Below are 23,420 nucleotides of genomic sequence, written 5' to 3' on the forward strand. Positions count from 1 at the left end.
GCCGATCAATCCATCACCTGATCCAAGCGCTCCCAAATATCCCGCATCAACGCATAGGGTACCGGCGACTCACCATCTGAGCTCCCCATCCTGACAATGACCAGATTCTTCGAAGGAATTACCATCAGAAACTGTCCGCTCTTTCCCATCGCCTGATACATGTCTGCCGGCGCTTGGGGAATCATCGAACCGGCAGTCTCAGCCTTCGAACCTGGAGCCTTAAAGGAAGCCTTCCCGTTCAACCAAGTCAGATAGCCATAGCTTAGATTTAACTTTTGGGAGGTTTGGTACATCTTTTCGAAATAGTCCCCCGACCAGATCTCCGTTCCATCCCAGTGACCCTTTGCCAGCATCAGCAGTCCAAACCGCGCAAAGGAACGCGCGTCGGAATAGAACACGTCGTTGAATCCGCTTTGCTGCCAAAAACCAGTCATCCCGATCTTGTCTCCCAAGTTATCTTTGAAAAAGCTCTGATAGTCTTTTCCAGAGGCTTTTTCGATCACATGCTTCAACAGCGAGTACGCGGCATTGTGGTAGCTCCAGCGCGTCCCCGGATTTGCCAGATATTTCATATTCTCCGGAGCGGAATCGTCCGGATTTTCAACTCTGTCATCCAATCCTGTCGTCATCGTCAGATGGTGGATCAGACGGATCTCCTTTTCTTGCTTAGCCGACATTGACGTCCAGCCTTCCCCCAGGTATTTTTGGGTGCGATCATTGGTTTTCAGCAACTTTTGCTGCTGCGCGATACCGACCAGGGCCGCAGTAAGTGTCTTCCCGGCCGAGGACCAGTACCAGAGGGAGTTTTGATCCATCTCCCCCACTCCTGTCAGCTTGGCTCCCCAGTATTCCTCCACCACAATCTTGCCGTCTTTCAGGATGATAAAAGCCCGGGTGTCCTGGGTTGGCAGCCAGGCCAGCATCTCAGCAAGCGCTGTCTGATCCCAACCCAATTCTGCAACTGGCATTTTTTCCCAATCGGAAGTTTCCGTGGGTGGGAAATACAGAGAAGAAGTGAGCGGCGACTTTTGGGCTTCGGCACAGTGAAATGTAAAAAAAGCCCAGCATCCCATCGCCAGCTTGATGCAGGTAAAAAATCGATTTGATGGCATGCCGGGCTTCATGGTTTATTTTCTTAGGGTGTCTGCAATGAATTTTTTCAAGTCCTCCCGGAAAAGCTTGGCGGAGGGCAAATGCGTGTACATCATATGGCCCGCCTCATAGTAGGTCATGATGATGCGATCTGTCGCTGATTTGGGCAGATCGATATGGGAAATCGAGTGCTCCACTCCGTAAAAAACGGTTGCCAGATCGTAGTACCCGTTCATGATCAGAACTTTGACGTTTGGATCTTTGCTGAGCGCGTCGGTCATGTCGGGCACAGTAGTCACCGCTGCATCCGCACCCCAAAAGTTGTTGCCCTGATGCTTCCAGTCCCATCTGAAGCCTTCCTTGGAATAAGCTGAAGTAGCGTACAGCAAGTCCTTGCTTACGCCCAAACTTCCGTGAAAATAGTCCAGGAATCCCATCGTGTAAGCGGATGAGATCGCGTCACTCTGCGGATCAGTGAAGGCATCCATGGACATCGGATCGACATTGATTCCCTTGTATCGGGAGTCCAGACGACCCACCGTCTCTCCTGTCGTACGCAGAAGTTCCTGGAAGTATTCGCTCGCAGTGATCTTCAGGTCGGCTCTCTTCCAGACAGCTGACGAAATCCCGGTATAATCCTGAAGCTTCTGCGCTACTGCGTTTTCCTCCGCTTCGGAGATCTTGTTTCCTTTGAAAAGAGCCGGCGTGTAGTGATTATCCGTGAAGTCCCTCACCTCCTGAACAAAAGACGGCAGGTCAGCTCCTTTGTTGGCGACTTTGTCGTGATACCAACTCGTAGCGGCCATGGTGGGCAGATACACGATGTAGGGAAGATCCTCATTGGGAGCAAAAAACAGTGTCCGCAGGTCAAGGACGGCGGAAACCATGATTACCCCGTTCAGAGCATATCCTCTGTCCAAGAGATAGCTCATCACACCTGCATTCCGGAAAGTCCCGTAGCTCTCTCCAAGGATGTATTTTGGAGAATTTAATCGATTGTGGGTTTTCAAAAACTGCATGATAAACAAACTCACGCTGCGAATGTCCTGGTCAACACCCCAAAAGTCAGCGCCCTTAGCCTCCCCAATCGGAACACTTAGGCCCGTCCCGATGGGATCCATCATTACCACGTCTGCTACATCCAGGATTGAAAACTCATTGTTCACCAGCTCGTAAGGTGAAGCTTGGTTGTAGTTGGGATCATCGACCACGATGCGCTTTGGTCCCATGATCCCCATGTGTAGCCAATAGGAAGAGGAACCCGGACCGCCGTTATACGCGAACACGATCGGCCGGTCTTTCTCCGGGTTTTCTTTGAAATAGGCTGTAAACCCAAACAGTGCTATTGGTTTGTTGTTTTCATCCCGCAGCTCCATGGTCCCGGCTTTGGCGTTGAGGTTGATCGTCTTTCCATCGATGACGACCGACTGTTTGGATTCAAAGACCTGCGCTGTCGGCTGAGGTCCTGAGGTCGTATCCTTTTTTTCTTGAGCAAAAGAAAAGGTCGCTATGAATAGGAACAAAAGTAAAAGTTTGATTTTCATATATATAGTTTGGATTAGAGGTGGTTGGACTGGTTTAACTGGTGGAAAGGTTTTAAAGTTGAAAGGTTGTAACGTTACCGAGTATCAAGTATCAAGAAGCAAGTATCAAGAAAGCTGCGAGAACTGAACACTGATCACTGCGACTGGAAACTGCCTACTGTGTTACTGGCCACTGTCTACTGCTTATACACTTTCCCTTCTTTCATCACGAAAGAGACGTCCTTCATGACCTTGATATCCTCGTCGGGATTTCCGGATACGGCGATGATGTCGGCAATCTTTCCGGCTTCGATCGTCCCCAGTTTGGCTTCGATCCCCAGAAGCTGCGCGGCATTCAAGGTAGCTGCTTGAATGGCTTCCAGGTTTGGCATCCCAACTTCGGTCATGTACAGAAATTCGCGATAGTTTTCGCCATGCGGAAATACCCCAGCATCCGTTCCAAAGGCGATTTTTACTCCTCTCTTATAGGCTTTACCAAAAGTCTCCTGAATCTGGGCACCAATGCTCATAGCTTTGTCTCTCACCACCGGTGGGTAGTAGCCCGGGATTTTGGCGTATTCGGCGGCAGACATCCCGGCAGTCACGGTTGGCACATACCAGGTTCCCGCCTCGATCATCATATCCATGGTCTCCTCCGTCATCATCGTGCCGTGCTCTATTGAGTGGATTCCGGCCTTCACCGCTCTTTTCATCCCCTCATCCCCGTGTGCATGCGCCGCAACAGTGATCCCAAAATCCTTCGCTGTCCGAACCACCGCGTCCAACTCATCCTGCTGAAACTGGGGAGCCGAGCCATCTCTGGCCACTGACAACACTCCACCTGTGGCGGTTACTTTGATCACATCTGAACCGTATTTTACAGCCTGCCGAACCGCCTTTCGCGCGTCGTCATCTCCATTGATCACGCCTTCGTCCGGACCCGGATCACGCATCAAATCTCTTCTTACTCCGTTGGTGGGGTCTGCGTGCCCGCCAGTCGGAGCGATAGACTTGCCCGCGGTGTAGATTCTCGGGCCCACAACCAAGCCGCTGTTGATGGCATTTCGCAGAGCGATATTCACCCCCGATCCGCCAAGATCACGGACGGTGGTAAAACCGGACATCAGCGTGATGTGCGCATAAGGCAGCGCCTTGTACGCGACATCGGCTTCGTTGTCGCGAAATCCATCCACATAGCGGGTTGGGCTGGTCTGGCTTTCGATGTGGACGTGCATGTCCATCAGTCCAGGCATGACGGTCGCGTTCTTCAAGTCAATGGTTTTGTCTTCGGCGGTCCCGTTTTGGTAGCCGGAGGACACCGAGAGAATCTTGTCTGCTTCGACGACGATGGTCTGCTCGGTAAGGACTTTTTTTGTTTTGACATCGATCAGGCGCCCGGCGTGGATGTATGTTTTTTGGGCAAAAACAGAAAGAGAAAACATCAGGGCAAAGCCTGAGAGTAAAATTTTCTTCATGGGTAATGGGATTGGTGGTTGTCTGAGTAAGATAAACCAATATATGATTATCCGCAATTCAGCCAGTGGAACTCATGAAATTCTTACATACGGACGATCCGTCCACGGACCACGGACAACAGTCCACAGCAGCTCGAAATTGATTCCAAACTGATTAGTGGTAAGAAAGCGGATACCCGGAAATCAGTATTGAGGATCAAAAACCCGGACAAAAAATTCGAAGATTTGAGATTTGAGATTTGAGATTTGAGATTTTTCATTCTCAATTCATAATTCCTAATTCAATTCCTCTCCGGGTTTCAATTGGTAACAGCGCTCGTGTAGTTTGAATCCCAGTTTCTGGTAGAATGGCTCAGCATCTTCTGCCGCAAAAAGTATAAGGCGCGCGTCCTGAGCCAAATCCCGGGTGAATTGAAGCATTTTCCTGCCAATACCTTTTCCTTGATAGGCTTTGGCCACTGCCAAATCCGCGATGAAACACCTGTAACACTGATCCGTCAGAGCCCTAAGAAATCCAACAAGTTGGCCATTCTCACGGGCTGTCACGAGCAGGTTGGAACCTTCGATCATCCGCTGAAGGTGCTCGGGATCATCCATAGGCCTTCTTTTGCCCAGACCGGAATCATCAAGAATAAAAACATATTCCTCCAGGGTGATGCTCGACTCAACTTGGAATGTGATCATTGCATTGCCGGTTTTTCAACGATGGAGAACCCGAAGTTAACTTAAGACATCCTGCAAATCCGCCCGCTTCTTGAAGGTCGCGTTGGCAAAGGGGCAAAGCGGAATGACTTTGATTTCCTCTTTTCGGACAAAGTCCACCAGTGCTTCCAATAATTTCGCACCGACTCCCTGCCCTTTCAGGCTTTCGTCCACCTCAGTGTGCTCGATGATCATCTTCTTTGGCCCCGCCATCACATAGACCATTTCGGCGATTCGCTTATCTCCTTCTGCGAGAAAAAATGAGCCTCTTCGGCCGTCGAATTGATGTTGAATTTCCATGAGAAAGAGTCAGTCGTTAATTGTTAAGGGTTAAGGAATAAAGGTTAATTAGCAACATTACTTGATACTTAAATCTTGCTACTTGGTTCTTGGCTCTTGATACTTGATACTTAAATCTTGCCACTTATTTCAAAAATCAGCTTCTCGTCCTGCCTTCGACGATGCCGCCGTAGACATCATCCACAGGTTCCCAAAGTTCGATACTGTGTCCGTCGGGATCCAGGATATGAACGAACTTCCCGTAGTCATAGACTGCTATTTCATCCAGAATAGTGACGCCTTCGGATTTCAACTCCTCTACCAATTCCACCAGGTTTTCCACCCGATAGTTGATCATGAAATCTTTTTCGGAAGGCTTGAAATAGTCGGTGTCATCTTTCATCGGAGACCATTGAGAAAAGCCCATCTTCTCAGGCTCCTCACTGCTTCTCCACTCGAAAGTCGTCCCATACTTGTCTGTATTCAATCCCAAGTGCTTTTGGTACCACGATTTTGTTGCACCAGGATCTTTTACCTTAAAGAAAACACCTCCTATGCCCGTGACGCGTTTTTTCATAATTGGGATTATTAAAGTATACTCTTCAAAAAATTCCTTGCCCGGTCCAGATCCTCTTTGGTGTCAATGGCAATGGCCTGATGCTCGGTTTCCACCATCTTGATCTTCACGCCACGCTCGATCAGCCGCAGCTGCTCCAGCATCTCGATCTGCTCCAGTCTCCCCTTGGGCCAGGAGGTGAATTCCAGCAATAGCTCCCGCATGTAGGCGTAAACCCCCACGTGCTTCCAATAAAATATATCCTCCGTCCGCTCCCTATTGAAGGGAATCGGGGATCTGGAAAAGTAGATTGCGTTCTTCTTTTCATCCAGCACGACTTTCACCGTGTTGGGATTGTAGGCTTCATCCTCCGAAATCCGACACATGAGCGAGGCCATCTTCACCTTGGGTTTGTCAAAGACTGCCACCAGATCCTGAAGAGACCTTGGGTCCTGAAATGGCTCATCGCCCTGCACGTTGACAATCAAATCTGCATCCACTGCCTCCAGGGCTTCGGCAATCCGGTCAGAACCGCTTTGATGGATTTTCTTGCTCATAAACACGTTGCCACCCAAATCCAAGATCTGTCTCTCGATCTCCTTGTGATCGGTAACGACCCAGACTTCATCAAAAACTCCCGTAGCGACGGAGCTGACGTAGGTCCGTTGGATCACCGAAATTCCGCCCAAGTCTTGAATCAACTTGGCAGGCAGGCGGGTTGACGCATATCGGGCGGGGATGAGAGCAGCTGTTTTCATTTTGTCTGAGATAGAAGAAAAGTAAAAGATCGAAAATATGCCGAGTTGAGTAGTCCGGAGATCGTCTTTCCCCCTCATCCCATGTTCCAGCTGAGAAAAACGTCTCCTTCGTTTAAACTCCATTTGGTACTTGCTTGAACATCAAAAGATTGGACCTTTTAGATCCAACCCCAGGTGATTTGAGCTCAGCGATCCAAAGATATAGAAAATCGGGAACATGATAAACGAGACGATAGGTATCTGGGTTGACTGAGGCTGCTAAGTTTCGGAGATCTTTTTTGTGAAACATCAGCAAAGGTTTTCGATAAAAGCGTTCCCAGAAACCCGGTCATCTGTTCCTATCAGCCGCCACCGGCAATTTTATGCCACTGAATATCAATGCTTTTGAAAATATTCTTTGTAAATTATTGGGAACGAAAAACCCAAAAGCCATGAACACTATCACAAAAATCGAACACTGGGCTGACACCCACCATCCGCAATGGATAGACTTCGTCCGAATTATCCTGGGACTGTTCATCCTCTACAAAGGAATCCTGTTTATCTCCGACACCGGTGCGTTGTTGGCTCTCATGAAGACTGCTGATCTCCAATTCGTCAATCTCGGACTGGCTCACTATGTCGCCTTTGCGCATTTGGTCGGCGGGATCTTGATTGCCATGGGCCTGGTCACACGCTTCGCGATCCTGTTTCAAATTCCAATCTTGCTGGTAGCCGTCTTTCTCGTCAATGCCCAACCTGGATTTTTATCGGTTTCAAACAATCTTGAGTTTGGCATTTCCCTGATCGTTCTGATTCTGCTGGTCACCTTCTTGATCTATGGATCCGGCAAGTTTTCGGTGGATCATTGGATGAAACAGCACCCGACTTGGTAGCGGCCAAAACGTATCCATCAACAACCCGGGTTGCGGATAAAGCCTGAGGACGTCGATGGTAACGATGCCTGGCTTTAGAGGAGCGGACAGAGGCGAGGCTGATATCCAGTCTTGGCTTGAAACCGAATGTGCGTTTGTTCCAACGATGGTAAAGCGGCAGGAGACCATGAGGCTTGACTCTCCGCCTATATTTCATCAACCCTTTTCAAATCGCTTCGATACTTCCGAGGCCGGAAAGCCCGGACCAACTAATCTGCTCGAGCTCTTCGATCCGAATCCGCTTGTAAAGAAACACTATGATCGAAATGGCAGACCGAAGTTCTAATAAATATTTATTTTCCTTTTGTAAAATGTGCAAATAGTGACCGGCCGAATTTTTTCGCCTGAGATATATTGCCCATAGATTTGCGCCTCCCTGTCAGTGGCGACATAGAACACTATCTACAAGAGACTTACGTCAAAACTTTCAGGAGTATTTTTAATTTCTAACTTTTAAACAAACACGGAAAATGGCAACAAAGACCCTATCCAAAAGCCAACCCAATCTTCAGGAATTGGTAGTCATCTTTAAGGATGACGCACAGGTTGACACCACGAAAAACACCTTCCGAACTACAAAAGGAGATTCAGCGAAGGCCCTGAACACCACTCTCAAGCGGTTGAAAAGTAAAGTCCAACCGATCTTCAATCCTTCGATCAAGCTGGATACGATGCCTGCGCAATTCAGGTCGTTCGCCAAAGCTGCCCACCTGAATCCGGCAGCCTTTTTCATGGTCCAAAGTGAGTCCAATCTTGAAGGACTATTGCAGGAATTTTTAAAAGACCCGCTAGTGGAAGGTGCTTATATCAAGCCGCCTGCGGAAGATCCAAACAGCGCTTGGAAAAGCCCGGATTTCACCGGAAATCAAGGCTATCTGGATGCCGCGCCAGGGGGGATTGATGCGAAGTTTTCCTGGAAATTTGCGGGGGGAAAAGGAGACGGAATAGGAGTCACCGACGTGGAACAGGGATTCAACCTCACCCATGAAGACCTGCGCAGCAAGATCTCAAGCATCCTGGGCGGAAACAATGTGGCTTCTTCCCGGGACCATGGCACAGCCGTGTTGGGAGTCATTGCCGGCGCAGCAAACGGGATTGGAATGAGTGGGATAAGTTCCAACGTCCAACTCAGGGCGATCTCCCATAACGGCCAGGGTACGGCCCAGGCGATCATCAACGCAGCCGACGCAAGCAAGGCCGGCGATATTATCCTGCTTGAAGTCCACCGGGCAGGCCCAGCCTATGATTTTCAAAAAGTAGACGGCCAACGTGGCTTTATCGCCATCGAATTTTGGCCCGATGACTTTGCTGCGGTCACCTATGCGACATCCAAGGGGATCATCGTAGTGGAAGCCGCAGGCAACGGGATGGAGAATTTTGACCTCGAGATCTACAACAAAAGACCCTCTGGATGGCCTAACAGCTGGAAAAACCCCTTCAATCCAGCAAATCCCCAATCCGGAGCAATCATCGTCGGCGCCGGTGCCTCTCCCTCTTCCACAATGGATCGGAGTATCCTGAGTTTTTCTAACTGGGGCAAGCGGGTGGATGTCCAAGGCTGGGGACATAACGTCGCCACCACGGGCTATGGGAATCTACAGGGCGACAAGTTTGTCTGCCTCGACCCTGCCAATAGCTGGACCGTCGAAGCCGGCTATCCGAAATCCCCGATAGGTGTTGGCCCGGGGTTTCTAAGCGCTATGGGCAATGGAATCAGTGCTTCATTTTGGTGCGACCATAACCAAAAAGTCTACTTTTTTAAGAAAGACGAGTATTACCGCGTTGATCCGAACAACGGCTGGACAGTAGAGACTGGCTATCCAAAGCCAATTGCCGGCAACTGGCCCGGAATGCCGTCGGATTTTGCGGAAGGGATCGATGCTGCGCTTTGGAGCGAAACCAACAAGCGGGTCTATTTCTTCAAAGGAAACCAATATGTCAAGATCAATCCCTCTGTGAGCTGGGACGTCGAGGCAGGATATCCCAAGCCAATTTCAGGAAACTGGCCGGGATTTCCTTCTTCCTTCGCGGCCGGAGTGGACGCAGCTATATTCAGCTATACCAACAACAGGATCTATTTTTTCAAAGGAGACAAATACCTGAGGATCAACCCATCGGTATCATGGGATGTGGAAGCCGGATACCCCAAGAGTATCAGCACAAGTTGGAACAATCTGCCATCCGAGTTTAACCGCGGCGTGAATGCTGCATTTTGGGACAAAACGACCAGCAAAGTATTTTTCCTTAAGACAGAAGATCTGTGGTACACCTCTTCCTTTAACGGAACTTCCAGCGCATCGCCGGTAGTCACGGGAGCCGTGGCCTGTATTCAGGGCAGACTAAAAGCCCGGGGAAAGGCGCTGCTTACCTCCGACGGCATGCGAAATCTCCTCCGCAGCACGGGCTCACCCCAGCAGCGTTTGAGCGGCAGCAACGAAACCAATGATGATTCCAACTGGAGAGGGCTCAATGCCAGCTTCGGAAGTGGGTTTGATGCGGCGCTGTGGAACGGCAAATCAAACAACATGTACTTCTTCAAAGGATCGCAATATGTAAAAGTAAATCCCGCAAACAACTGGAACATCGAACCAGGATATCCCAAACCAATAGCAGGAAACTGGCCCGGACTGCCCGAAAGCTTCCAATCCGACATCAACGCAGCTCTCTGGAGTGAGACCAACAAAAAGGTCTACATGTTTAAAGGCAGCGAATTTGTCAGGATGGACCCATTCAACAACTGGACTGTGGAAGCCGGGTATCCAAAACCGATCGCTGGCAACTGGCCTGGTTTTCCCGCTTCCTTTGCCTCAGGAGTCGACGAGGCCCTGTATAGCAAGACCAACAACAAGATCTACTTCTTCAAAGGAAACGAGTTTATCAGGATTGACCCGGCCGTAAGCTGGAGTGTAGAGGCAGGATATCCCAAGCCAATCGCAGGGAATTGGCCCGGAATGCCAGCTGATTTCGCCTCCGGCGTTGACGCTGCCGTTTGGAGTGGAACCAACGACAAGATCTATTTCTTCAAAGGAGAAAAGTATGTCCGGATCTCTCCGCTTACCAGCTGGAACGTCGAACCCGGATATCCTCAGATCATCGCACGGCAGCGAATTGGCAATAGGCCCAACTTGCGGCAGGTCTACCAGCAACTCAACCTGGATTCGAATTGGCCGGGATTCCCGGCAGCTTTCGGCCGAAGCTTGGATGCAGCCCTGTGGAGCGATCCCAACAAGAAGGTGTACTTCTTCAAAGACAACCAGTACCTCAAGGTCGACCCTTTTAACAACTGGGAAGTAGAAGCCGGATATCCAAAATCCATCGCCTCTGGCTGGCCGGGATTCCCCGCAACTTTTGCCTCTGGAGTAAACGCCTCGCTTTGGGCAAAAACCAACAACAGAATCTACTTCTTCAAAGGTGATCAATACATCAAAGTAGATCCGACGAACGGATGGGCTGTTGAACCTGGATATCCCAAGCCCATTGCCGGCAACTGGCCGGGGCTTCCGACTTCATTTTCCTCAGGAATTGATGCAGCCCTTTGGTCAGGCACCAACAATAAGATCTATTTCTTCAAAGGAAACCAGTATGTCCGGATCGATCCGCTCAACGGATGGAATATGGAAGCAGGATATCCCAAGGCAATAAATTCCGCCTGGAACGGGATGCCCGCGAACTTCAATGCCGGCTTGGACGCCGCCCTGTGGAACGGCAAATCTTCCAATATCTACTTCTTTAAAGGAACCGAATATTTGAAGATTTTGCCGGCAGACAACTGGACGATGGAGGAAGGCTATCCAAGGGGAATTATTTCCTAACCCATTCGTTGGATAGAAGAGGCCCAGGCTAATACTGGCCTGGGCCATTTTCTCCTTAGACCCGACCAATGAAGGTATCGTACCGAACTCAATTGCATCTGGTTATCTCGATAATCCTAAGCTGCGGCTGGATATGGACAGGTGTGCATACTTCCAAAACAAAACTTATTATGACTGACAAAGAATCCCAAGAAAGCCGCAATGAAATCATGGTCTTGCTCAAGCCAAATTCCGGTGTGAGCCTGAAGTCCGGACTCTTTCATTCGCAAAACCCGGAGCAAGTGGAAAGGATCAACGGCTTACTCAAAGAACACCGCAGCGAAGTCCGAAAGCTCGATGTTCAGACAAATCAAGAAAAACCCGGAGAAGCATCCCGCCTACTGGACTACCATCAGATCTACTATCCCGGAGATGCTACGCAACTGCTCGAGGCTTTAAGGAATGAAGAATGGGTAGAAAGCGCCTACCTGAAACCAAAATCTGAGGACCCCGGGAGTTTCTGATTTTCGCGATGCTATTTTTCATGGCGTCGCTTCGCTGACTCGAAAGCTGCACGGGTTTTTGGCGGCTTCGTGCCTTGATTCTTGACCTCAAATCTTTCCAGATTTTTCATATGAATATTGACTGCACCACGTCTTTCCGGCTTACCCATCTCGGTGTGATGATCGCCGGAGAAAATCCCGGAAGGATCATTGGCATGCCCACTTCGGAAGTCTATTCCGATCCGCAACTTCTCCAGTTTCCAAAAAATCATCTGGACAATGGCATCCAGGCCCAACTGTACGTCAGGGATGAGGACACCCTCGTAGTCTACTACCCCGATCTTTCAGCCGATTTGCTCGAAAGGATCAGGGAAAACCTCCTTGTTAATTCGTCGATCTGGAAGCAGCTGACAGGAATTTCAATACAGCCAAAGGACCTGGTGATCGCACACGAGACCTCAGACGTTGCTGATCTTTTCAAGAAACGTCCGATTAATCTAAAAAAAGGAAGCCTACTGACTTCAAGTATCGAAACGATGGCTGAGAGTGGGCAGTCTATCTTGGGATTTGTCTTTTCATCGGGCTTTCTCAGCGAGTTAAAAAAGAAGATTCCTACCTCGATCGAGTTGGACACCATGGCGCGACAGACGGATTTTTTGATGGACAAAAATCACGCGATTACATTTCTTGCCGCCGCCGGGATCAAGGTTGCTAGGACGTTTACCTATGAAAGAGGCGGCTTTACAGTCTCTGACCTCGATCGGATTGGCAAAGGCGAATTCATCCTAAAACCGGCGGGCGGAGCCGCAGGGATTGGATTGTTTCCAAGGGCCGGGATCGGGGCCTCCCCCGAACTCTTGAAAGATCATCTCAGCGAATTGATATCCAGCGAATCCCTTCCCTGGCGCTTTCAAATACAGGAATTTCTAGAAGGCCCGGTCTGGGGTGTGATGGGGTTATTCTTACCCGGAGGCAGATGGCAAATCCTCCAAGTCCACAGCCAACAGATGAACGGACAGGGAAGATTCACGGGTGGAAGATGGACAAGGTCTCTGGAAGCAGAAAGGTTGGAATTTGCCGAGGAACTTTTCTCCGCACTGGCAAATCTCAGTTCCTTTGGATATCAAGGTCTAATAGAGTTTGATTTGATCGGAGAAAGAATCATTGAGGTCAATCCCAGGATAACCGCCTCCTCTCCGATCTGTCATCTGCTTTCGCTCGAAGGCAAACTACAGGAGCATCTCGGACAAGGATTTCACCTCAGCCAGATAGACATTAATACCCAGGTACAGTTTCCTGAAGATCTCGAAAAACTCCGTCATGTCGCCAACACTATCCAAAAGATACAGCGTGACACAGAAGTACTTATCCTTCCCCAAGGCATCAACCCTACGGGGAAATCCCGGGTCCTGTTTGTCAACGACGATGAAGACTCCAAGACCCAGTGCCGGTTTCTGGATGAGCTGGATGTACTTTGAGAGTTCAAGTGCCTGTGCCGCCGAGGTTCGAAACAGAACTTCCTAAAGCAAAAAAAAGAGAGCCGGAAAAAGCTCTCTTTTTGATTTTAACCTTAGTGCTAAACCGCCTCAGAGGCGATGGTTACTTCAATTTCCCCTCGGTGTCTGTGTAGCTACCGATGATCTTGGCCCCGCTGTTGATAGTGACGTCTCCGTAGACTGTGATCGTATTGCCTTCTCCGACAAATTCGAGCGTCGCTCCGCTGTTCAACCTCAAGTCACCATAGATCACCGAGCTTCCGCTAAGTTTCAGGTAGGAATTGCTGTTGATATTCAGACTGGTATTCTTCTTATATTGACCAAAAGCAAAGCTCCCAACCACCTGAACGATCCCGTTACTGTTGACATTCAGGCTGCTCTCAATGGCCATGGATCCGCAGAAAAGCAACTCGCCACCCACGTTTACATTTTTCAGTGATGCGGCACCAGAGAATGCCATTTTCTCATTGCCATTGACATTTAAGTTGCTGCTACCAGTGTAGGCAGGCAGGTCGTTACAGAGCGTTTCTGTCGGATCCTCAGCAGGCGTATTGATCTTCAGGATTTGCAATCCCCCGGCTCCCGTCGCCACAAAGACAAAATTCTCTTCGTTTCTTACAAAATTGGAGGAGCCGTCCAGATCAAGGATACCCATGCTTTTGACATCTGAAGTATTTTCGACATTCGATACTGAGATTCCCGCGGCACCATTTGCCATAAACAACAAGGACTGATCAATTGAAACCGCATTGGTGACCACATCACCGGCGTCGACTCCTTCAGGATTGATCGGGATAGGCAATTTGGCAATCAACTGTCCGCTGCCAAGGCTATAAATGCCCGCGCCCGCTGCGCCTTCAGACACGTACAAGTTGTTGTCAGCGATGGCGATCGTTCGCTTGGCTTCCGGCGTAGCATCGTCCAGACTGATTCTCGCCAGTTCACTCAAGTTGGAAGGATTGTAAATAATTGCGCCTTCGGTACCGCTCAACACTGCCAGCTTATCATTACCATAGGCCACACTTCTCAGATCTTCCAACTCCACCTGCTGAGATACATTGCCGGCAATATCTACCAAGCCCAGAATTCCCGGATTTCCCGTAGTAATGGCTGTAGCACTACCCACCTCTGTCACATCATTGGCAACAAAACCGGGAACCGAGGTAAACGTAAATTCAGAGGTGAATTTCCCTTCAGAAACAGAAACTCTCCCGAGATTTGCAGGAGAGCTAACTCCAAGATCACCGTCGATATCGACTGCCATCGCGAGTTGAAGTGTTCCGTTGGAATATTCCAGAGAACTCACTTCGGCGTCCGTAAACAAGGCTTGAGAGACGATTTTTGGCTTGTAGACGTCCGAGATATCAAAAATCTCAACGGCACCGAGGTAGGTCTCGCCTTCCATATTATAGCCCACGTAAGCATAGTCGCCATCGATATCCACATGGGTTGCCCTCAGTCTTACCCCTTGGTATTCGGGAGCTTCCACTTGCGAGATCAACACAATCGGCAGCTCCGATGAGGTTTCCATTATCCTGCCAGCAGCAGCTTCGGGATTGATAAGGGTGATGACCCCGCTGCCGTCCAGCTTGATTCGCTGACTGAGCGCCTCGCTGTCATTGTTGATCAAGATTGCTTGAGGATCGGAATCTGTATCCTGGCAGGAAGCCAAGACTACGAGCGACAACATTAATCCCAGGATGCTTTTTTTCATTTTGGATATCAGACTATTGAGTTTTAAATACACTTTTTAGAATTTAATTTCTAATACAAGTCGTTTTCGAAATTAAATTCCGCAAAGTTAATCCAAAAATCACAAACTGAAAATAAATCAGCAAGCGGAAATGGTCTCGTACGTCTATCTTCCAAACCCGGCTAAGTTTGTTTGGCTTTGAGGTATTTTTCTCTCCTCGCGGGGTCAAGCTTTTCTATTGCATACCTGAGTGTCACTCTGGGCATCGTTGCGGCGTATTTTTCCAGAAATGCCAGGAGTTTTTCTTCGTCTCTTTTCCCAGCTTCCCTGATCCAGCCACCCACGGCTTTGTTTACCAGATCATTGGAATCGTGAATCAGAATTTCAGCAATTCTAAAAGTCTCCTCAACCTGATTCTTCTTGATAAAAGCATAGGTTGCGACAATAGCAGTTCGCCGTTCCCAGGGACTGACTGACTTCGCCAACTCATATAAGATCGATCTTGGCTTATCGAGCAGATATTCGCCGATAATATTGTAAGCGCCCCGGTCTACCAAATCCCAGTTGTTCAGCCTGTCATGCCGCTGGAGATACAGTTCATAGAGCTCGCGCCTTGTCTCTGGGGAGGTCTTTTTGTTCTTGGCCTGAAAATCCATGATACTCACCGCGGCCATCCTTATCTCGTAGTAGTCGCTGTCCAGCAGCTTTCCGATCTCCCCAAGAGGCATGTCCCAGTACTCTTGGGCAAGCGCGAATATGTTGCCAAACCGAACCCCAAGGGCCTTTGTCTGCCCGTCATTCCCCTTGAAGTACTTCTCTACATTTCCGAGATCGGAGTCAGACCTTAGCTTCTCGAGCTCTAGGATGAATTGTTGGGCTGTTTTCATAGAAGATCCTATTCTGGATTCAACGCAAACCGGTCGAGTCTATTGGTAAGTTAAAAATCAATTTGAATCTCGGTTTTCGCACCAGTATTAAAGATATATAAAGTGGTCTCGACAAGCTCCAGCACCGAACTCTGATTCGGATGGGTGCAGGGATGGAATGTGGCTGTGCCGCATTCCATCCCTGCACCAGAGACCAACAGCTCCGGGGCACCGAGCCCTCGTACTGAGCTTGTTTGATGAGTCTGCTCGCAAAAACCAAAAAGGCACCAAAAGCAAAAGCCCCATTTAATCTGGGGCTTTTGCTTATCTCTGTCTTCTCAGGGCTCTTTTCCACCAAGGCAATTGTACTTCCTCATGGTAGCCGTAGGAATTGTTACCGTAGCCATAGCCGTAGCCATAGCCGTAGCCATAGCCGTAGCCTTTGTCGATATGGAGATCATTCAGAATTCCATACATCTTGGACACCCCACCTTTTTCGATCAGGTTGTTCAATATCTGACTGTTTCCTTTCATAGAATAACCCTGACGGAAAACATAGAAGTTTACATCTGCGAAACTGAAGAGTTCCTTGGTCTCTGACACCAAGCCGACCGGAGGACAGTCAAAGACTACCACATCGTATAATTCCTTGATTTCGTTGACGATCACCCTAAACTTGTCCTGAAGAAGCAATTCCGCTGGATTGGGAGGAATCGGGCCCGAGAGTATCACGTCTAGATTCTCATAGCCAGAGGGCTTCACGACCTCTTTCCATGAAAGGTTGCTGCTGAGGCAGGTGCTCATCCCCTTGTCGTTGACCATATTGAAGTCTTGGGCGATCCTCGGCTTGCGGAGGTCGAGGCCGATCAAGATTGTCTTTTTGCCCATCAATGCAAACACCGAAGCCATGTTCATGGACACAAAGGTCTTTCCTTCTCCGGAAATTGAAGAGGTAAATAACAAAGCCAGATTGTTCTTTTGTGGGCTCAAATAAGCCAAATCCGCCCGCAGGGATCGGAAAGATTCCGTCACGGTAGATCGGGGGTTGTTGAAAACAGGAAGGGCGTCGTCAGAATTATTTCGGCCGATCATGCCAATCAAAGGAACCTTGATCTGCTTCTCGAGTTCCTTTGGATCTTCGATCTTGGTGTTTAGAAAATCCTTCACGGTAATAAATCCAATCGGAAGAATCAGGCCCAGGATCATTCCAATCAGTAAGTTAAGTGATCTCTTTGGAGCTATCGGGCTCTGACCGGACTTTGCGAAATCCAGTACGCTGTTTTTAGGCATATTTGATGCCTTGGTGATTTCAGCTTCAGCTTTTTTCTCCAGCAGATAAACGTAGATGTTTTCATGCATTGTAAACTGCCTTTGGATACCGAGCAGGTTACGCTCGGTCTGAGGAAGGGAATTTACGTCGCGCTGGATCATGCTAATCCGGTTGTTAAGATCAGCCAGTACATTCTGCGTGTTTTGATAGGCCAGACTTACGTTTTCCTCCAAGGCTCTCTTCGAACTTTGAATCCTGGCTGCATTCTCCCTGACCACGGGAGTCTGGTCTGTAAAGTTAGCCTTCAGTCGTGTCTGTTCCGCCTGCAGCTCGCTCAGCGACTGAACCAAAGAGTTCAACAAAGGATCTGTAATCCCTATGACCGACGGAGCTACCAGATCACCTGCTTGGTTGTTTTCCAAGTATGTCTGGAGGGTTTTGTAATATTTTAAGGTCACCTCAGTCTGACCCTTTTCCTTTTCCAGTTCCTGGAGTCTCTCAAAGATGACCGACCCTTCTTCAGAGAGGTTAAACACTCTGTTTTCAGTCCTGTATTGCTGCAATCTATTCTCAGAAAATCGGAGGGAATCCGTAATACCGCTCAACTGCTGATCGATAAACCGGACGGTATTTTCTGATGCCCGGTTTTTCTCATCCAACTCACGCAGCAGGTACATTTCCATCAACTTGTTGACGTAGTCTTGCCCAAGTCTCCTGACCGGAGTCTCCAAACTCAGGTTCAGGATCGAGGCTTGCTTATTGATCGGGGTGACACCCAGTTCCTCCCGATACTTCAAAGCCAGGGTCTGAGTGTCCAATACTTTGAAAAGAATCTCATCGCCCGGGAGCACATCTACCTGGTCAATCTTGAAGGAGAAACTCTCTCCAGAAACTAATTCTCCGAAGCTATAAACATCCTTCAGCGCCACTTCGCCTTCGAATGCCGACTTAAAAAATCTGTCCGAAGGTGAGTAAACCGAAAATTCTTCGTCCACAACAGTGAGGTGATACGACGATTCATTGATTACTTCGACCTTGAACATTCCGCCAACCAGCTGGGGCACATCCCAATCCACGGTCACCAATACAGGTACTTTGCCATAAATCTGGGAGGTGGTAAGCAGTCCCTCCTTGTAATAGAGCACATTCAGATTGAGCTCATTAATGGTCTGATCTGCCAGCGTATAGGACTTCAGTATCCCTATCTCGTTTTCGATGTTATTTTTCCCCTGGAGCATCCCCAGACCACTGGATTCAAAGAGGTCGGTACCAAGACTCGGCTTGTCATCCGCTACCAGGATACTGGATTGTACGTTGTAGATCGGTGTCGCGTACCGGTTGAAAAGGAACGCGCAAACCAAGCCCGCGATCATAAAGATCAGAATGATCGGCCAATACTGCAGGTAATTGAAAACAATCACCTTCAGGTCGATCTCATCTTCCTGATTGACCATGAAAGGAGATTGCGGATTGGAACTGGATGAAGGAGAACTTGGGTGCATCGGACTAGTTTGCAAATAGATTAACTACTAAAAGGGCTGTGGTCAGGATTGAAGTGAACAACAGCAAGGACTGGGCGGCATTTTCTCCGGCTCCGACTTCGCGGACTTTCATCGGCTCCACGTAGATCTGATCGTTGGGTTGGATAAAGTAAAAAGGAGATTCGACCAAATGCCGGTCGTTGAGATTCAGACGGTGAAGCTTGGTGCCTTCAGGATATTGTCTGATCAGCAGAACCTCATCCCGTTTGGCTACAGTGTTTAAGTCTCCAGCATTCGCAATTGCTTCAAAGATGGTCATTCTGTCCTGCAGCACCACAAATTTCCCAGGTCTTCTGAATTCACCCAAAGCGGAATATCTGATACCACCGAGTTTTACTTTCACATACAACTCGGAGGTGACATACCCTCTCAGTTGCGATTCGATTTGCAAGCGTGCTTCCTCCAGCGTTTTATTCTGGACGTTTACCTCTCCAATGATCGGGAGTCTGATATTTCCAGCCTTGTCTACCGTGTAGCCGGTCATGTAGTAGATATCTCCCCCATTCTGGCCAGCCACGTTTCCCATTTGATTGTTCATCTGCACTGCCTTGTTGTTAAAACCGGTGAGGAGCATGTCCTCGACAGTCTGCACATTGACGTCGATGATGTCATTGTACTGGAGACGGTACTCTGGAATCTCGTAGGTGATCAGTTCCCCTTCAGGAATGGCCTCGTTACCTTCAAGGTTCTGGAGATAAATGATTTTTTCGTTTGAAACACAGCCTATTGCGGCCAAAAAAACGATTCCAAAACTCAATACTCTAAAGAGTCCACGCATATAATATTATTAAATCAACACACTCAAAACTGGGCAAAGTTAGAAATTTTCCTCCAAAATCTTTGATTTATTGACGAATCGAAAATTCCCACACTCCTTTTCCAAAAACCATTCCCAAAAGTCAAGTAGGGAAGCAGGCTTAGAAATCCTTTCCCCTTACAATCAAAAACCAGTCCCCTTCCAGTGCCAGATACCCGTAGTCGTAACAATAATGGTAATTGTTGCCCTTCCTGTTTTGGTAGGAATGCGTAAAAAATCTAAAATTGAAGCCAGCTCTAGTCAGCCGTTCGCGGGTAGTTTTTGTCAATTCTTCATTCGTGGGAATCAGTGACTCCAGGATATTTCGGTTCTTTTTCAGTGTATTGTTGATGTTCCGGATCAGGTTGACATTCGCTGCGTTTTGTCTGTTGTTATAGGTATTTCTGCAGCTGTCATCGCAAAACTTCTTGTCTACCCGACCTTGAATGGGTTTGTCACAGTGAAGGCAACGTTTCTTTTCCTGATCCATATCTTAAAAATAGAAATAAGTTTAACTGATTAGTTTGAAAAAAGCAACTATACTCTAGCTCCGAGTTGGGAAGAAAAACCCACCCAAACGATCCATTCCTGCCTTCATTTTTCCAGAATCGAAGTCAGTATATCCGTGTCCTAGCCCTCAAACTCAGTCAAAACAAGGATAAAACTTAAATTTTGTCCACAATATTATAAACTTCTCAGCCCCATTTTACGAAACAGGAGATATGGATACCTATTATTCCGCATGAAAAAACTTCTAATCTTAGTCCTTCTCTCCACTTTCTCTCTTTCCTCCTTCGCCCAAGATGACAGTGACCTCGGATCTTGGTATATGTATTTTGGCAATTTCCGGTTTTCTGACTCCCCTTGGGCCATTCACGGCGAAGTCCAGTATCGAAACCACAACATGGTCGGCGACCTGGAGCAATTGCTGCTCAGATCTGGCCTCCAATACAATATTAAATCAGGTCAGGCAAGTTTCCTGGTTGGCTACGCTTCGGTGACGACCGGCGCGCACGGGGATATAGATGCCGGCGTACACGAAAACCGAATCTATCAAGAGGCGATCTTGCGACAGAAGGTAGGCAAGGTCGGACTGATGCACCGCTACCGCTTCGAACAGCGCTGGGTCGGGGATACAGATCTGCGAACGAGGTTTCGCTATGCCCTATTCGTCAATGTCCCTCTAAACAAAAAGGAACTCAGCGAAAAAGGTGCTTTTTATGCGCAGGTTTACGACGAGATCTTCATCAATGGAAAAACACCGGATGGTCCTGCGGCCAATCAATATTTTGACCGAAACCGATTTTATCTGGGTTTGGGCTACCGAGTTTCGCCCGGAATGGCGCTTCAATTTGGAGTGATGGAGCAGACGGGCAATACTTTTTCAAAGACACATCTCCAGTTTAGCGCGTTTCATCAACTTTACTCCAAGAAGCAAGGGCAGTAAGATCTGCATCATTTTTTAAGAGGATCGTCTACTTTTTCAAAAAGTCACGATCCGAGATCTCCACTCAGCACGTATATCGATGGCTGTGAGTCCCTTGAGGTGTGTTACTGAATCCAGCACCTCAAAACAGGCCCTTTGCAAAAAATTACTCATCTAATTTATCATAACCGGAACATTATTGCCGGGATATTGATAAATTAGGTTGCCTAGCGCGCTTAATATGAATCACTTGGCAACAAAAGCGCTCTGGGATAGTTTAGGTTTTTCATTGTTTCAAAAAAATATCGGTCAACCAAAACACCACGCTCATGAAAGCTTCCTCTGCCCTGCTGATTCTAGTTGCGGTCATTACCGCTTCCTGCTTTTCGTCTAAAGACTACGTCACTGACTACGATTACAACTACACGGGGTCATTCAAGAGATATAAGACCTTTGCCTTCGTAGAAGCCACCGCTCAGGATTCTTCTGTGCTGATCAGCGTGCTCAACGCCACCATTGGAGCCCGGCTGGGTTCGCAGGGATTTCGCGAGCAAGTATCCAAGCCTGACATGCTGGTGAGTTATAAGATCTTCTCCGACTCGATCCGATATCGTGGATACGTCCAGCCGGAATTTGACTACTGGCTCAACAGGACGGGAGAAACCTACCGAAATGATGAAGGGGACATCGAACGGGAGCAGGAAAAAGACGAAACCTACAACCAGGTGCGGTACTCCCAAAACAACGGAATGCTCGTGATCTATGTCATAGATTCCAAAAAAGGCAACACTATCTGGCAGGGCTATACCGCCGCCAACTTTGACCTCGAGTCTCCAAACTTCCAGTCTGACATCACCCGCGCGGCCTACCGCGTGATGAACGAGTTTAAGATTATCAACCGGCTTATGGAGTGACGCAAAGCGATCCTCATTCCGGGGAGCTTCTCCACACTTTTCCTTTGAATGTCCCGCAGATACGGGACATTTCTTTTGTCTGGCTACCGCTGTCTAAAACCGAAAAAGCGCCTTAAAACCACCTCAGATGCACTTTTCTCCTTTCTCGACTAGGGCGGTAAATTGAAACTGATTGTTCTGGCGGTCAATTTGGATAAGGTCCGGAAATCAAGAAAACATAACCATGAACAAATCACTTATTCTCGCAGGTGTCTTCGGACTTAGCCTTACTGTTTCCTGTGTATCCAAAAAGAAATACACAGAGCTTGAAAGCAATCTTTTTACGACACAGAGTCAACTCGCCGCGACTAATCAGGAAAAAGCGGAATTGGAGGAGAAAATGACCGCAATCGAAAGACGGGTCGCTGAGTACAACGCCAAGATTAACTCACTCAACGACTCAAATGGTCAGCTTGTAGAGGAAAACAAGGGCATGATCAGCCTACAGGATGGTACGCCGATGTCCAAGAATACGAAAGCGAAGATGATTGAGACTCTTGGCAAGGTCGATCCAGCCAAGCTTGCTGAGGCGCAATCCCTGGCAGACTCGGTAAATCTGGCTGTGGAATACAACATCAAACAAAACATCACGGCTGGTGGCGAGGGCTCAGAAGATGACGTACAGATCGACATCGACCAAACTGTGGTCATGATCACCGTATCTGACAAGCTACTCTTCAATACCGGTAGCTACCGCATCAACCCTAAGGCTGAACCGCTCTTGAAGAGACTGTCTGAGGTGATCAATTCCGAGCCTAGCCTCCAGGTCATGATAGAAGGTCATACCGATCCGCGTACCATCTCCACTGCAGTAGTACAGGACAACTGGGACCTTTCTGTCAAGAGAGCTACCTCCATCGTACGTGAGTTGCAACTGAAATACTCCGTTGCACCTGAAAAAATGATCGCCGCCGGAAGAGCTAGCTACCTGCCTGTCGTAGAAAACGACACCAAAGAAAACATGGCACTCAACCGCAGAACACGCATTGTCCTGATTCCGGATCTGGATATGTTCTTTGCGATGCTGTAACCCGAAAGACCACTACCACGATTGAATACTTAACACAAAGGCAGGCCTAAAAGCCTGCCTTTTTTTTCTCCTAACAACAGGTTAAATTAGTTCTATGGCTTTTCATTTTCAACTCCAGACATTTTTAGCGTGTACATTTCCCAAGATTACGTCGACCGACTCACCTATGAAGTGAACGGTGCAGCAATAGAGGTCCATAAAACGCTCGGCCCTGGGCTACTCGAAAAGGTCTACTGCAGCTGCCTTGCCAAAGAACTTGAGCTCAGATCCATTAACTTTCAAAGGGAGGTGTTTATCCCCATTGATTATAAGGGCACTCTGGTAAACGCTGATCTGCGCTGTGATTTTATTGTAGAAGATCTGATCTGCATTGAGCTGAAAGCCGTAAAGGAACATCTTCCGATTTTCGACGCACAACTGATGACTTACCTTAGACTGCTTAAGCTTCCAAAAGGAATAAGCTACAATTTCTTTGTATCCAATCTTTTCTCGGAGGGAACGAAGACCTTTGTAACCAAAGAATACCAGGCCCTCCCCAAAAGGTAGTCATCAAGCAGATTTCACCTTCAGGACATGCTTTTTAGTTTAACACCAAGTCATCAAGATTGCCCGTCGAACCGGTTCTTCTGAGTTCTTTGATTCTTTGCATCTAACGGGCTTAGCTTTCCTTTTTCTCAACACGAACACGAAATAATCCAGAGTTTCCGCCGAACTCCTCTTCTGTTTTCTTTGATCCTTTGTGTTTGACAGGCTTCG

The 23,420-nt window shown here is 48.2% G+C and carries 20 protein-coding genes; 8 read left to right on the forward strand and 12 right to left on the reverse strand.

The window, feature by feature from the left end; genetic code table 11:
- Positions 1-5: 5 nt before the first annotated feature.
- The 7 genes from G459_RS0125855 to kdsB all read right to left on the reverse strand — a co-directional run bounded on the left by G459_RS0125855 (position 6) and on the right by kdsB (position 6,385).
- Positions 6-1,112, reverse strand: coding sequence for a serine hydrolase domain-containing protein (locus tag G459_RS0125855; protein ID WP_026970171.1), 1,107 nt, complete (start codon positions 1,110-1,112; stop codon positions 6-8).
- A 15-nt stretch (positions 1,113-1,127) separates the two neighbouring features.
- Positions 1,128-2,636: a S10 family peptidase gene (locus G459_RS0125860; protein WP_026970172.1), complete on the reverse strand. Its 1,509-nt coding sequence runs from the start codon at positions 2,634-2,636 to the stop codon at positions 1,128-1,130.
- A 176-nt stretch (positions 2,637-2,812) separates the two neighbouring features.
- Positions 2,813-4,090, reverse strand: coding sequence for a metal-dependent hydrolase family protein (locus tag G459_RS0125865; RefSeq protein WP_026970173.1), 1,278 nt, complete (start codon positions 4,088-4,090; stop codon positions 2,813-2,815).
- Between the two features lie 276 nt (positions 4,091-4,366).
- Positions 4,367-4,774 (reverse strand): GNAT family N-acetyltransferase, encoded by a 408-nt coding sequence (locus G459_RS0125875; RefSeq protein ID WP_026970174.1) that lies wholly within the window; start codon positions 4,772-4,774, stop codon positions 4,367-4,369.
- A 36-nt stretch (positions 4,775-4,810) separates the two neighbouring features.
- Positions 4,811-5,092 carry a GNAT family N-acetyltransferase gene (locus G459_RS0125880; RefSeq protein ID WP_026970175.1) on the reverse strand — a complete coding sequence of 94 codons (282 nt, stop codon included), beginning with the start codon at positions 5,090-5,092 and terminating at the stop codon, positions 4,811-4,813.
- 136 nt (positions 5,093-5,228) lie between these two features.
- The gene (locus tag G459_RS0125885) at positions 5,229-5,648 is read right to left on the reverse strand and encodes a VOC family protein (protein WP_026970176.1); all 420 of its coding nucleotides are present in this window, start codon (positions 5,646-5,648) and stop codon (positions 5,229-5,231) included.
- Between the two features lie 11 nt (positions 5,649-5,659).
- Complete coding sequence (gene kdsB, locus G459_RS0125890) at positions 5,660-6,385, reverse strand: 3-deoxy-manno-octulosonate cytidylyltransferase (protein WP_026970177.1); 726 nt, start codon at positions 6,383-6,385, stop codon at positions 5,660-5,662.
- A 431-nt stretch (positions 6,386-6,816) separates the two neighbouring features.
- Between kdsB and G459_RS0125900 the strand changes: the two genes are divergently transcribed.
- The 4 genes from G459_RS0125900 to G459_RS0125925 all read left to right on the forward strand — a co-directional run bounded on the left by G459_RS0125900 (position 6,817) and on the right by G459_RS0125925 (position 13,071).
- Positions 6,817-7,260, forward strand: a complete 444-nt coding sequence (locus tag G459_RS0125900; RefSeq protein ID WP_026970178.1) for a DoxX family protein — start codon at positions 6,817-6,819, stop codon at positions 7,258-7,260.
- Between the two features lie 509 nt (positions 7,261-7,769).
- Positions 7,770-11,111: a hemopexin repeat-containing protein gene (locus tag G459_RS29295; protein WP_051315439.1), complete on the forward strand. Its 3,342-nt coding sequence runs from the start codon at positions 7,770-7,772 to the stop codon at positions 11,109-11,111.
- Between the two features lie 170 nt (positions 11,112-11,281).
- Complete coding sequence (locus G459_RS0125915; RefSeq protein WP_157373464.1) at positions 11,282-11,614, forward strand: hypothetical protein; 333 nt, start codon at positions 11,282-11,284, stop codon at positions 11,612-11,614.
- Between the two features lie 110 nt (positions 11,615-11,724).
- Positions 11,725-13,071, forward strand: a complete 1,347-nt coding sequence (locus G459_RS0125925) for an ATP-grasp domain-containing protein (protein WP_157373465.1) — start codon at positions 11,725-11,727, stop codon at positions 13,069-13,071.
- 121 nt (positions 13,072-13,192) lie between these two features.
- Here G459_RS0125925 and G459_RS0125930 read toward each other — a convergent pair whose 3' ends face one another.
- From G459_RS0125930 to G459_RS0125950, 5 genes are all read right to left on the reverse strand, one after another.
- Entirely contained in the window at positions 13,193-14,803 is a 1,611-nt protein-coding gene (locus G459_RS0125930; protein WP_026970182.1) for an LVIVD repeat-containing protein, read from the reverse strand.
- Between the two features lie 161 nt (positions 14,804-14,964).
- Positions 14,965-15,669 carry a DNA alkylation repair protein gene (locus G459_RS0125935; RefSeq protein WP_035457028.1) on the reverse strand — a complete coding sequence of 235 codons (705 nt, stop codon included), beginning with the start codon at positions 15,667-15,669 and terminating at the stop codon, positions 14,965-14,967.
- 303 nt (positions 15,670-15,972) lie between these two features.
- Positions 15,973-18,420 (reverse strand): GumC family protein, encoded by a 2,448-nt coding sequence (locus G459_RS0125940; protein WP_026970184.1) that lies wholly within the window; start codon positions 18,418-18,420, stop codon positions 15,973-15,975.
- A gap of 4 nt (positions 18,421-18,424) precedes the next feature.
- Complete coding sequence (locus G459_RS0125945; RefSeq protein WP_026970185.1) at positions 18,425-19,237, reverse strand: polysaccharide biosynthesis/export family protein; 813 nt, start codon at positions 19,235-19,237, stop codon at positions 18,425-18,427.
- A 139-nt stretch (positions 19,238-19,376) separates the two neighbouring features.
- On the reverse strand, positions 19,377-19,745 hold the full coding sequence (locus G459_RS0125950; RefSeq protein WP_026970186.1) for a hypothetical protein: 369 nt from the start codon (positions 19,743-19,745) through the stop codon (positions 19,377-19,379).
- Between the two features lie 252 nt (positions 19,746-19,997).
- Between G459_RS0125950 and G459_RS28620 the strand changes: the two genes are divergently transcribed.
- From G459_RS28620 to G459_RS0125970, 4 genes are all read left to right on the forward strand, one after another.
- Entirely contained in the window at positions 19,998-20,702 is a 705-nt protein-coding gene (locus tag G459_RS28620; protein ID WP_035457030.1) for a DUF2490 domain-containing protein, read from the forward strand.
- A 308-nt stretch (positions 20,703-21,010) separates the two neighbouring features.
- Positions 21,011-21,595, forward strand: a complete 585-nt coding sequence (locus tag G459_RS0125960) for a DUF4136 domain-containing protein (protein ID WP_026970187.1) — start codon at positions 21,011-21,013, stop codon at positions 21,593-21,595.
- Between the two features lie 223 nt (positions 21,596-21,818).
- Entirely contained in the window at positions 21,819-22,664 is an 846-nt protein-coding gene (locus tag G459_RS0125965; RefSeq protein WP_026970188.1) for an OmpA/MotB family protein, read from the forward strand.
- Between the two features lie 129 nt (positions 22,665-22,793).
- Entirely contained in the window at positions 22,794-23,210 is a 417-nt protein-coding gene (locus G459_RS0125970; protein ID WP_026970189.1) for a GxxExxY protein, read from the forward strand.
- The last annotated feature ends 210 nt before the right edge of the window (positions 23,211-23,420 follow it).

The sequence above is a fragment of the Algoriphagus terrigena DSM 22685 genome, from assembly GCF_000429445.1.
GTDB lineage: Bacteria > Bacteroidota > Bacteroidia > Cytophagales > Cyclobacteriaceae > Algoriphagus > Algoriphagus terrigena.